Source organism: Pseudomonas sp. R1-7 (genome assembly GCF_051132105.1).
Taxonomy (GTDB): domain Bacteria; phylum Pseudomonadota; class Gammaproteobacteria; order Pseudomonadales; family Pseudomonadaceae; genus Aquipseudomonas.
In genome coordinates this window covers 1,537,967-1,550,379 of sequence record NZ_CP071661.1, presented here as the reverse complement: position 1 = coordinate 1,550,379, position 12,413 = coordinate 1,537,967, and the positions used below count along the sequence as shown (strand labels likewise).

At 47.8% G+C, this 12,413-nt stretch carries 10 protein-coding genes; 8 read left to right on the top strand and 2 right to left on the bottom strand.

What is annotated here, in order from left to right; all coding sequences use genetic code 11:
* The first annotated feature begins 260 nt into the window (after window positions 1-260).
* The 5 genes from J3P79_RS06835 (at window position 261) to J3P79_RS06815 (ending at window position 6,353) form a co-directional block, all read left to right on the top strand.
* Window positions 261-524, top strand: coding sequence for a DUF2790 domain-containing protein (locus J3P79_RS06835; protein WP_434609204.1), 264 nt, complete (start codon window positions 261-263; stop codon window positions 522-524).
* Between the two features lie 29 nt (window positions 525-553).
* Window positions 554-769, top strand: a complete 216-nt coding sequence (locus tag J3P79_RS06830; RefSeq protein WP_434609202.1) for a hypothetical protein — start codon at window positions 554-556, stop codon at window positions 767-769.
* Between the two features lie 489 nt (window positions 770-1,258).
* A complete protein-coding gene (locus J3P79_RS06825) occupies window positions 1,259-2,506 on the top strand; it encodes a ribonucleotide-diphosphate reductase subunit beta (protein WP_025215114.1) in 1,248 nt (415 codons plus the stop codon).
* A 349-nt stretch (window positions 2,507-2,855) separates the two neighbouring features.
* The gene (locus J3P79_RS06820) at window positions 2,856-4,988 is read left to right on the top strand and encodes an ATP-binding protein (RefSeq protein WP_434609201.1); all 2,133 of its coding nucleotides are present in this window, start codon (window positions 2,856-2,858) and stop codon (window positions 4,986-4,988) included.
* Window positions 4,989-4,991: 3 nt separating this feature from the next.
* Window positions 4,992-6,353 carry a hypothetical protein gene (locus tag J3P79_RS06815; protein WP_434609199.1) on the top strand — a complete coding sequence of 454 codons (1,362 nt, stop codon included), beginning with the start codon at window positions 4,992-4,994 and terminating at the stop codon, window positions 6,351-6,353.
* Window positions 6,354-6,405: 52 nt separating this feature from the next.
* On the opposite strand, the gene J3P79_RS06810 is transcribed toward J3P79_RS06815, so the two are convergent.
* Complete coding sequence (locus tag J3P79_RS06810; RefSeq protein ID WP_434609197.1) at window positions 6,406-7,392, bottom strand: DNA cytosine methyltransferase; 987 nt, start codon at window positions 7,390-7,392, stop codon at window positions 6,406-6,408.
* 81 nt (window positions 7,393-7,473) lie between these two features.
* Here J3P79_RS06810 and J3P79_RS06805 point away from each other — a divergent pair, with 81 nt between their 5' ends.
* The gene (locus tag J3P79_RS06805) at window positions 7,474-8,661 is read left to right on the top strand and encodes a restriction endonuclease (RefSeq protein WP_434609196.1); all 1,188 of its coding nucleotides are present in this window, start codon (window positions 7,474-7,476) and stop codon (window positions 8,659-8,661) included.
* Window positions 8,662-9,081: a very short patch repair endonuclease gene (locus tag J3P79_RS06800; protein ID WP_434609194.1), complete on the top strand. Its 420-nt coding sequence runs from the start codon at window positions 8,662-8,664 to the stop codon at window positions 9,079-9,081.
* A gap of 77 nt (window positions 9,082-9,158) precedes the next feature.
* Here J3P79_RS06800 and J3P79_RS06795 read toward each other — a convergent pair whose 3' ends face one another.
* On the bottom strand, window positions 9,159-11,090 hold the full coding sequence (locus J3P79_RS06795; protein ID WP_434609192.1) for a hypothetical protein: 1,932 nt from the start codon (window positions 11,088-11,090) through the stop codon (window positions 9,159-9,161).
* Window positions 11,091-11,736: 646 nt separating this feature from the next.
* Between J3P79_RS06795 and J3P79_RS06790 the strand changes: the two genes are divergently transcribed.
* The gene (locus tag J3P79_RS06790; RefSeq protein ID WP_434609189.1) at window positions 11,737-12,246 is read left to right on the top strand and encodes a BRO-N domain-containing protein; all 510 of its coding nucleotides are present in this window, start codon (window positions 11,737-11,739) and stop codon (window positions 12,244-12,246) included.
* Window positions 12,247-12,413: the final 167 nt, after the last annotated feature.

Genomic DNA, 12,413 nt, shown 5'->3' with positions numbered 1-12,413 from the left:
GGCGGTAGATCCAATACAGATGTAACAGACAGCCACCGCTTCCTACGACGATTATTACCAGATCAACCAACAGTGTTTATCAAAACCGAGTCTGTTTACCCCCGCCCCCGGCTCCTAGAATCCACTTCGCCAACCGGCAAACACGATTGACGCAACACAGCCCCCACGAAGGCCGTTGATCAAACTTCCAAAATCAGCTCCACACGCAACCCCAAAAAGGTTGCGCGACCCCATTCGACCTCAAAAAAGGTGAAATACAGATGAAAGCTTTATGGGTTCTGGTCCTCGGCAGCCTTTGCGCCACCGCGATGGCGGATGAGGCCCCGACCGATGTCGCACAGCAAAAACCGGTGATCGAGGAATACACCTACTCCACCCACTTGGATATCGCCAAAGTCATCTCCATGAGCGAGATTCCGAATGTCTGCGAAGTGGTCCCGGCGAAGATGGAATACGACGACTCCAACGGCCAACGCCACATCCTGCGCTACAGCGTCATGGGTAACGGCTGCTCCAACGGCTGATCAACGTCATCGAACCAGGAACACCCCTCATGAAAAGCAAACTGATCGTAGCCCTTACCTTGTCCGTACTGGCTGCCAATGCCTTCGCCGCCGACGGCTTTGATCGCACCGGTTCCGCTGCAGCGCTCAAGCGTCACGACTTGACGGATTCAGCCACGATCGCCACCGACGATCTGGACAGCACTCGCCCAGCGACTGTCGCCACCGATAACCGTAATCACACCGACTCGGCCCGTACCGACTGATCATTACTGGCAACTTCCATGGCCCGATTTCGGTCGGGCCAGGTTGTGTCTGTAACCGCCGAAAAGCCTAAACAAACACAACATGTAGTGCAAAATTACAAAAAACGCTGGTTTTTTGATCAAAAAAAATCGCGATCCGCACCCTGCAAAAAAAATCTTCAACGGCCAAAGCCTTGTAAACCCTCGCTCCCATGCGGATATCCCCCCCGCCACCCCTTCTGTGAGCTATTTCGCCGCAGCACGTAGGCAAAAAAGTCCTTATAATGCCGCCTTAAACGGGCCTGCAATATTCCCTTACAGGGGATCACGCCAGCCTGGAGCCGACGCAGGGGCCAATCGCCTCCTCGCGCCCACCGCCGCTCCGGAATGACCCGTACATTTTTCTGTTTATTGCCTGCGTCAGCTGCTGCAACAAACGATTTTCCAAGAGCCACCGCGGCCAGTAGGCCTTCATTGGGCATCTGGCCCTCACGCAGGAGACGACACGTCATGCTGAGCTGGGACGAATTCGACAAAGAAGACGGCGAAGTTGCTGTAAAAGGCGCCAACGCCGGCCACGCTTCTGAAGCCAACATGGACCGCCTCGACAGCGCCGGCGGTGCCGCCGCCCTCGAAGCCCGGGCCGTGACGGCCAGCGACTCGGCCGCGATCATTCGCGCCAAGGCCGCCCTCGACAAACTCGACGTTGCCGAAGGCCTCGCCGAACTCGAAGGCGCCTCCGCCCGTGTCGCCGTCGATGAAAAGCGCATGATCAACTGCCGCGCCGACCTCAACCAGCTCGTGCCATTCAAATACGACTGGGCCTGGCAGAAGTACCTGGACGGCTGCGCAAACCACTGGATGCCGCAAGAAGTCAACATGACCGCCGACATCGCCCTCTGGAAAACCCCGGAAGGCCTGACCGACGACGAGCGCCGCATCGTGATGCGCAACCTGGGCTTCTTCTCCACCGCCGACTCCCTGGTTGCCAACAACCTGGTCCTGGCCGTGTACCGCCTGATCACCAACCCGGAATGCCGCCAGTACATCCTGCGCCAGGCGTTCGAAGAGGCGATCCACACCCACGCCTACCAGTACTGCATCGAATCGCTGGCCATGGATGAAGGCGAAATCTTCAACATGTACCACGAGATTCCATCGGTCGCGAAAAAAGCCGCCTGGGGCCTGAAATACACCCGTTCGATCTCCGATCCGAAGTTCGAAACCGGCACCCCGGACACCGACAAAGAGCTGCTGCGCAACCTGATCGCTTACTACTGCGTCCTGGAAGGCATCTTCTTCTACTGCGGCTTCACCCAGATCCTCTCCATGGGCCGCCGCAACAAAATGACCGGCGTCGCCGAGCAGTTCCAGTACATCCTGCGCGACGAATCCATGCACCTGAACTTCGGCATCGACGTGATCAACCAGATCAAAATCGAAAACCCACACCTGTGGGATGCCGAGATGAAGGAAGAAGCGACCCAGATGATCCTGCAAGGGACCCAACTGGAGATCGAATACGCCCGCGACACCATGCCTCGCGGCGTGCTGGGCATGAACGCGGCGATGATGGAGGACTACCTCAAGTTCATCGCCAACCGTCGCTTGTCGCAGATTGGGTTGAAGGAAGAGTATCCAGGGACGACGAATCCATTCCCTTGGATGAGCGAGATCATGGACTTGAAGAAAGAGAAGAATTTCTTTGAGACTCGGGTGATTGAGTATCAGACGGGTGGGGCTTTGAGCTGGGATTGATCCCGTTAGTACAAAAAGGCTGCCTTTAGGCGGCCTTTTTTGTACCTCCTTACATCTGATGCCCCTCTTATTTTCAGAAAAAAGTCTCATATGCTCGTGAGGAAGTATTTGTCAACATATATGAAACGCTGAACGGGCCAAGCCAAAAATCTAAATTTCGTTACGTAATGGTTGCTGGAAGCCAAAAAGCCATCATAATACAAACTAACTCTCCGATCGCAAGGATGCAATGGCTATGCAATACGACATCTTTCCTAATTCAGAACTGCACATACCGGTCCAGACGGCGTACGTATCGGCCAAAAACTTAAGCATTTCCTCAAAGAATTAATGAAATTCAGGGAATAGCATGCCAAACAAACATCCTCTTCGTGTTCAATCTCATATCCTGCGACTCCTGGGTGATCAGTTAATTGGACATGACCGCTTAGCTGTATTCGAACTTGTAAAAAACTCCTATGATGCTGATGCCAGCGAGGTCTCTATCACTATAGAGCTTAATGACACAGATCCCTGCGTGAAAGTTGAAGATAACGGATCAGGCATGAATCTATCCGTAATCACTGGCGCATGGCTAGAAGTAGGAACAGACTCAAAACGCACAAAAGAAAACAGAGCTCGCTCCAAGGTCTATAATCGTCTTCCATTAGGTGAGAAAGGTGTGGGTCGCCTCGCAGTACAAAAACTCGGCCGAAAACTACAGGTCATTACAAAAGAAGAAGGTTCTTCAGAGTACGAGTTCAATATTGACTGGGACGCCCTGATAGGCAGCTCAAAATACCTTGATGACACTTTATCTGTCGAGGTCATTGAACGGACTTCTCCATCCCACTTCAAAAGTGGGCACGGCACTTTTATAAAAATATCAGACCTATATCTTACAGATTGGAAGCGCGGAGATATAAGAGAGCTGTATCGCCTAGTAAAATCTCTGAGCAACCCATTTAATCGCGTCGGCTCATTCAACGTAAAGCTAAACATACCTGGAAGACAGGATGAAATTAGCGGTCTCCCCGATGTCGAAGACATGCTTGATAGGGCGATGTGGAAGCTGACTTATCGCCTTGATGAAAAGGGCATTTTCAGATGGGCATATTTTTTCCAACCTCCAAAATACAAGGGACTCCAGCGTAGATTTAAACGTTATACCGGGCGCCTAGATATGCTCCCCGAGAAAGGAGAAGATACTAAGACTGGAAAACAAAAAAAAGAACAAAAAATATTTATAACAGCAGACATTCTAAAAAACATCGGGCCTATCAAAGGTCGTATTTATGCCTTTCACCAAAGCCCTGAGATACTCAGACTTTTTGGTGACAGCCAACAAATGAAAGCTTGGCTAGCGGGTCAGTCAGGCGTCAGGGTTTATCGCGATAAAGTTCGAGTTTTTAACTATGGCGAGCCCGGGGATGACTGGCTTCGTCTAAATGCGCGCAGAATCAACACCCCCGGAAAAAAATTAGGCTCAAATAGTATAGTCTCGTATATTGACCTGGATTTAGACAAAAGTTCGGGACTTAGGGAAAAAACTAATCGCGAAGGATTCGACGAAAACGTTTTTTTTGACAACCTGCGCGCGATCGCTTTAAGTATATTTGATAAATTTGAACGAGAGCTAGCACCCGATCGAGACGCAGTAGACAAAGCAATAAAAAACACAGAAAAATTACCTCCAATTGAAAGTGCTTTTGAAGAAATTATAAAAGTCGCGAAGAAACACAAACTCGAACAAGAGATTCTACCCGCGGTTGCCTCGATAAAAAATGAACTTGAAAGCTTTAAGCAGGTAATGGTTGGCTCAGGCATGGCAAATATGAATATTGGACTAGCATTTCATGAGATGGTTCATGGCGTGGACAATATCGTCGGCCAACTTGAACGCAATTCAAACAAGGAAATAATTTTAAGTACTGTACGCCATCTCAGAAGTTTGCTGGACACATTCAAACCCCTGCTACAGCGTGAAAAAAATCGCTCCTTGCCGATTAACGAGCTCACCACTCGAGTTATAAAAATGCAAGAGCATAGATTTCCACGGCACGAAGTAACGCTATCCGATTGGACCAACGATAAAGACAAGGCCGTAAACTTCAAAGTTAAAGGACCACTAAATCTCGTAATCGGGGCTATTAGCAACGTAATTGATAATGCAATTTATTGGTCACGGTATAGAAAAGAGCTGGAAAATCGATCTGATCCAGCAGCGATTTTAATTCTTTCCTCCTGGGATCAAGAACTAAAAGAGGGCACCCTGGCTGTAATTGACAACGGCATGGGTTTTCAACTTAACCCCGACTCAATCGCAAAACCTTTTATGACTATGAAAGCAGGCGGCTCAGGATTAGGCCTCTACTTCTCTAGGCTTGTACTTGAGTCCATGGGAGGGAGATTTATGGTTTGCAGTGCAGATGAGTTGCGTGACGATTTTAGTTTTTCCCCCTCTTATGATGGGGCGGCTGTAGTATTTACTTTCAAGGAATAGAACATGAAACCTTTCTCCAGAGTAGTCGCCCTAGACAACGATCAAGAAGACCTCGACGCGATAGTCCGCGCACTAGGTAGAGCAGGATATAGCGCAATTCCCTATCTTTTTGACGTGGGCACTTTTGTACCAGCCATCACGCAGCCCTGCGCCGGTTTAAGACTGGTCTTTTCAGATATACATCTAACACCCACAAGCAGTATAAATGGAGTCGATCACGCCTCAACCATTGGAAATTTCTTAAAAGAGATAGTACCTGTAGGTCCATACGGAGTAATTTTCTGGTCCAAACACGAAGCCGATGAAAAAAATATCGTTAACGAACTTATTTCCAGGGCGAAATACATTGGGTTCAACCTCCCAGTTTTTTTTGGATTCATGGACAAAAACCAAGTGGGAATTGGACAATCGGATCCGGACATAGACTACGAGTTATTCGGAAATCTTATAAACGAGCAGATATCCAAATCCCAGTCCCTTTCAATTGTGATGAACTGGGAAGAGCGAATTCTTTTGGCTGCCGCACAGGCCAGCAACAATCTTTTCCAAATTATCGCCAGCCCTCCAGACGGTGAAAACTATAGCGTATCTGATGAGTGGCTTAAATTACTTTCCTACTTAAGCCAAGAAGCCGTAGGTAAAAACTCAGCAATATTAAATGCATCTAACGCATTGGACAACGCATTACTCCCCGTATTGGAAGATCAACTTAGAACTCTAACCTCAGATACCCCGAGAGTTGACGATCCCATTAGTGAGACCTTGTCTGCGCAGGGTGCTGCAAAGCTTAAACTGGCACCTTCAATTAATCGCGCATCACTTAACTCTTTTTATTTAGTTGAGGACTTTAAAGCGGACGCCACACAGCCATATAATTTTAGAGGCGTTATTTCAAAAATCGAAGCAAGCAATCTCGATTTTATATTGAAACATTTTGGCGCCGAATGGATTGACGTTTTATATAAGGAATTTGTGCTCAATGGAGACACCGCATCTCAAGACTCAACCCTGGCTGCAAGGTCAATCCCCTGCTTAATATCTCTTTCAGCAGAATGTGATGAAGTGCAAGGGAAAATTCCGAGCCACAGATATCTTTTAGGTGTCATATTTGATCCAGCAGACGTAAAATTTTTCCTTCGAAGCGGGAATCCAGCAAGAGCAGCATTACAGAATATCGGAATGATCATGGTAGGAGGAGCAGCCAAATGCATTTTGGTTTCATGTCGGCGTTTCACCAGCGAGCATTCAGCCAGCCTTTCTTTTCCTGTGGATCCTATTGCTAGATTAAGACGAAACACGCTGGAAGAAATAATACACCACTACACTACACACGCGAGACGCCCTGGGGTTATGCGGTTCTATTAGCCTCATCGTCAACTCAGGCCAGCATGCCGTCGCAAAGGACGGCATGAATATTTCAGGCAGCATCCTTACTATTTTTATTAAGCCTTTCTGAAGAGCGTAATGACGCGACAATAGCTTCCATAACAGGTGAACAGACGGCATTCCCCATCAACTTCACCTTTTCGCGTCTCGTAACATTGGGAAAGCGATAATGTTCAGGAAAGCCCATTGCGCTTCTAAGCTCGTCAGGTTGAAGCATTCGCATCATATGTCCATCTGCGGTCGGTTTTACATATGCAAACCGGTCAACGGTGGTAATGGTACGAAGAGGAGAGTCCATCCGTTGCCACCCCCCCCCTCCATCAGTTCCATAATAAACAATTAAAAATGGCTTATCCTCTCCCAACTCAGCAATAGCCCTGTCAGCTCGAGCAAGCGTCTCCTTTGCACGATTCGGCCGCCGCAACAGAGTCATCTTATATTTTTCAGTTTTATCCAAGACATCCCATACATTTTTATATGTAGTTCTGACGGGCATCACTGGAGAAGGCATTTCCATCAGGTCAGCTATCATGAAAAGTCTTCGTCGACGTTGGGCAACTCCGAAACCTGAAGCATCTATAATCTGCTCTCGTACCTTATACTTCAAGTTAACTAGTTCCGCCATCAACTCTTTGTACCGACCCCAAGGCTTCATATGAACGACATTTTCCAATGTAATCCATCGCGGCTTCATAACTTCTGCATATCGGATTACTTGGAATGCCGTATCCTTACTTTCCTCAGATCTAGGCTTGCTTCCTCTAGCGCAGGTATGATGGGTGCACTCAGGCGAGGAAATTAAAAGATCTATTGGCCCAGTTTTTTCTAATACACGCTCTGGCGTCAGAATTCGAAGGTCCTCTTGAAAAACGTGGGCCTCCGGAAAATTCAGCTTAAAGGACTCTACCGCTGGCCCCCATAAATCCACACCACCAACAATTTTTGCGCCCCCTTCCCGCGCGCCCAAACTGCTCCCCCCCGCCCCACAAAACATGTCAAACGTACGAATCTGATCCATTTGGAAACCTTCAAATTTATCTTCTAGCCAGGTTACCAGGTTCCCGGCACCATTCAACCATAATGGCACTAGGGCACCACGATGACCGACAATCTGGTTTACTCTGTTGACGAGCTGTCAAGCTCAGATTTGAGGATCGACGCTCGCTACTCAGGGAGCCGAAATGGCAACTCCAGCGATGATCCCCTGACGAAACTGCTGAGCCTCAGCAACCAAGGCGGCTTCAGGATCAGAGGCAAACGCAATGATCCGCGCCTGATAGCACTTTTATCGAGCATGGAGGATTTTGACTGGCCCGATGAGCTGGACCTCTCCACGGGCGTATTTACCTACTACGGTGACAACAAGAAACCCGGGCGTAAATTGGACGAAACCAACCGGTATGGCAACAACCTTTTGGAGCTGATTTTCGAGCGGCAGCATTCAGGATTACGTGCATTAATCCCACCCATTCTTGTTTTCACCAAGGCAGGAATCTATCGAGATGTGATTTTCCGAGGTTTGGCAGTCCCCGGCCGGATAGGCAGCACTCACAATGACGACTTGGTGGCTGTGTGGCACGCAAGCAAAGGTCAGCGCTTTCAGAATTACAGAGCCACCTTCACCATCCTTGACTTGCCAGAGATACCGAGATCATGGCTGGAGGACGTAATCAATGGAGTCCGAGCAAGTGAAAGCGAGCACGCGCCAACCGAATGGCTGAAATGGGTCAGATCCGGGCAGTACACACCACTGATTACCAAACGCTCTCAACCCATACGCTCGAAGAAAGATCAGCTTCCCTCCGCGAAAGAGGACATCAAGATGCTCGCAATTTTGCACAAGCATTTTGAGTCGGATCCTTATGCGTTCGAAGCCTGTGCCGCGCATCTGATAAGGATATGTCTGCCTGACATCGTAGATCTAGATCTGACAAGACGTTATCGAGATGGTGGTAGGGACGGCATTGGCAAGCTCAGGATCGGACGAGCAGAGACGTCTGTTCTCGTGGATTTCGCAATCGAGGCCAAGTGTTATGGAACGAGCAATTCGGTTGGCGTGCGAGAGGTATCAAGATTGATCTCTCGCCTGCGCCATCGTCAATTCGGAGTGATTATTACGACTTCCTGGTTGCATGACCAAGCCTACAAGGAGATCGTGGAGGATGGCCATCCCGTGATGATTCTTGCGGGCAGAGACGTCGTTGAGCTTCTGCGGGAAACGGGATTACGTGATAGTTCTGCTGTCCAGACATGGCTGAAGACGAGTTTTCCGCTGAGTGAGTTCTGAATGAGTGCAGATATAGTCACCCCCGAACACCGCTCCAGGATCATGGCAACAATCAAGGGGAAAAATACCAAGCCCGAAATGATCGTGCGATCGGTGTGCCATGCGATGGGGCTTCGCTATCGTCTGCATCGGAAAAATCTTCCAGGGAAGCCCGACTTGGTCTTACCCAAGCATCGATTGTGCATATTCGTTCACGGCTGTTTTTGGCACAGACATCCTGGTTGCAAATACGCCTACACGCCCAAAAGCAGGCCGGAATTTTGGCTACCTAAATTGGCAAGAAACGTGGAACGAGATCTCCATGCCCTGCAGGCGCTGGAAACGCTTGGATGGCGCGTAACCATTATTTGGGAATGCCAGACAAAAAACAGAGAAATCCTACAGACCGAAATTCAGAAAGCATTGATTCAAAGCTCTTAGCCATACATATTTTTATATGTGATATCCGGATTACTTATTACGAAAAGCAGCGAAGAAAAGTAGCTTCCTTCTTACTATCATTCAACAAACGCTCTAAATTTCTCATCATAAAAAGAGCGCTCATCCACAACGGATTCTTTGTGAATTCGGATAGCGATACCGGACTCTTGAATCTGAAAAGAGGTTTTTTCTTTACTTTGAAGATTCGCAATAGGATTTTTTATGGCATCAACCACCTCACCCACCTTAACCTTTCTTTGCGTTCTAATATATTTCTGCCCCTCCCCGCTATAATCCCACACAGGAACAAACCCGCCGTTTAACACGTCATTTAAGTACAAGGAATCCACAACAAAAACTTCACGCCCCTTGGGAGTCCTCAAACCCAGACCTGTAAAATAATTATGATTAGTAACAATCAAAAGTAAAATTTCGTTTTCATCAAACACCAGCCCCTGCACAACATTATTGACACGCGCAAGATAATCGTAACGCTCATCCAATTGAGCTAGAGCTCCGGAAATATGATTTTCAGTAAACTGATAAGCATCACGTCTACATTCCGGCTTCACACTACACTTAACTTCACAAATTGCCCACGCATGACCATCAACCTTAAAGATGCCATCTATTTCTGGCGTTCCCTTTCGGGCGTCGCGATTAATCTTGTAGAAATTACGGCCCGAATTTTCAACAATGCTTTTAACCACGCCCTCGAAAAAGTATCCTTTATCTATGGACACCTCGTCGGAAAATATAACATCGTCACGAACAACAATACGATCAACAACCTTCTCAAAACACAGCGACATAATACGAGATGGTATTACATAGTGATCTTGTCCCAGCAAATAAATACTCACATCCGCACTTGGACTCTGAATATTTAAATTACACGAAAGCAAATCAAGCAACTCTTTTTTTGTTGCGGGCAACCCTAAAATTTTGCAAATACGATGAATACCCAATTTTTGAATTCTAGCAGCTCCTCCATTAGCAACTCGCCCTCGATTCTCCTCATCCAACGCACAGGCATACACATACAAGGAAATAAGGTATTCCACCAGCTCTCTTATCGTAAAGACGCAGCGCTTGTATGTGCAGACAGCGTCAACGTCATACATAAGCTCTAACAACTTAATGATATTAGAACGCTTTAACTCCAACTCAAAATCTTTTCCACGACTCAAATCAAAATGCATAACACCACCATTGAGCCTCCCCATTCCGCTACGCTTAATTACCCCCTCCAATCTCGTTGCATCATCCTCATACAAATTGTAGAACTTATAATTAAGATCTCGATATATCTCCAAGTCTCGCCACTTAGGATCAACCCAATCCATATAATATTTTGCCCGCTGTACAAATCCTTCAAGGCCTTTTGCCGAAACTGCCGGACTTAAGGATGAGACGTCAACAGGGATACAGTTCCCACATGAAACCTCCTGAATAAATTCTTTTATGGATTCATAATGAGCCATATCATTCCAGAAACTAGCAATAGCACCTTCGCTATCACCCCTTTTATCCTTTACCTTCTTGGTAGAGATATTTTTTCTAGACAGAAAATATAAAACTGAAATTAACGTCGAAACCAAATGCCCTGCTTGGGACACTAATATATGTTCTGGATATTTTTTCCCATCAACGCTTACCCCACTCACCTCCATCCGCATAATCGCCGTTTCAAGGTACTCTAAAATGCGATCCTGTCCCACTTCAAAAATTTTACTCTCGGCATCAGAATATGCTCGCTCGGCTACGCCCATAGCCCATTTGAGAAAGACTGCATTATCCAGCCCACCTTCTCTTGAATAAATGGCAATTATTTTTTCCAACACCTTTTCACGTATTTCTCCAGGCAGGGAAAATATTCGCCCCGAAACCAAAAAGGCAGAAGCGTCATCCTTAGAATTAATAATCGATAAAATATCTTTTTTCTTTATGACTCCCCTACGAATTTTTTTTGCCAATTCATATACATCCCCCCTAAAAACACAGTGCATACACCCTCCTAGAGTGATTTAAACCAAATTATCAGCACACAACTCGCTACCAAAATCACGTCCATCTATCCTATTATTCATTCCTTTAACGTTTTCGCAATACTCTGGTAGTAGCCATCGAAGCAGTTGGGAACATTGGACGAGCTCCGAACACTCACAAAATCGCTCTCGCTAATGCTGAGTGACGGCCGTCGAAAATGCGAGAGTAGAAATAGAAAATTCTAAGGTCTGGAGACCACAGGACGGTCGATTTTAATGCCCGACGCATTTAAAACGGAAAAACACTGAAAGTGTTTCGTAGGGTTGACGATACGATAATGTCCACCTACGCTTTGCATCCGGCGCCTAAGAAACGCCTCAACCAGAGCGGTCCTCCGCACCCGACAGCCAGCGGCTTTTTTTCGTCTGCGGTTTCTCTACGCCTGCGAAAATTCCCCGTTATGTCGGGAGTGGGCGAATACAAGACCCGAAAGGGGAATATGTCCGGCCCGTCTCTGGTGGGTTTCTTAGCTCCCGACACCCATAACGAATGCCCTAAGAAAGCAGCCAGAGGTAAAGGATATGCCTGCAAACCTGACCTTCACGATGAAGGTAACCAGCCCTACCCGCACGTCAGCTCATGCACAGCCGCTTCTGGAGGTCTGTCATGTCTGATCCACTGATTCCTACTCAATTTATTCGACATAATATTCATCTGCATGCCCTCTTGGTTGAAAACCAAGCTTGGTTCAGCGCGTCCGATTTGGGTCGTTTGATGAGCAAGCACCTTGATGAACGCATGACCCGCAAGCTTGACCCTGACCAGCGCCGGATGATGTTCGTGCATGTCCACGGTTTGACCGAAGAGCGTCTGATGCTGAGCGAGTCAGGCGTCTATGCATTGCTGGTTTATCACTACTGCCCTGAATATCGATTGCTGCGTGAGTGGATCACGCATCAGGTAGTGCCAACCCTGCGAGATGAGCGCTACTCGCATAAGGTGGAACGGCCTACCTTGAGCGTGCTGGATTGGCCGAAGATGTCGCTCTGCATGCTGCACTGGCAGGATGAGCCATGGATTCGCTTGCGGGATATGCCAGCGGTGCTGGTGGATGATCCGTTTAGCCAGCATGAATCCTGGTGGCGAAAAGCTTCTCGGATTTTGCGAGGGTTTTGAGGTTCAATCGGAAGCCGTCGTCCGTTGTTCGGGCGGCGGTTTTTTGTTGGGAATGTGGATTGGGGCCGCTGCGCAGCCCAGCGGGAGCAAGCTCCCTCGCCACGGGTGTTAGCCTTGAGAACACCAGCGTTCAGTCCGGCTTTTATTGGACGAAAATAATCTACGGG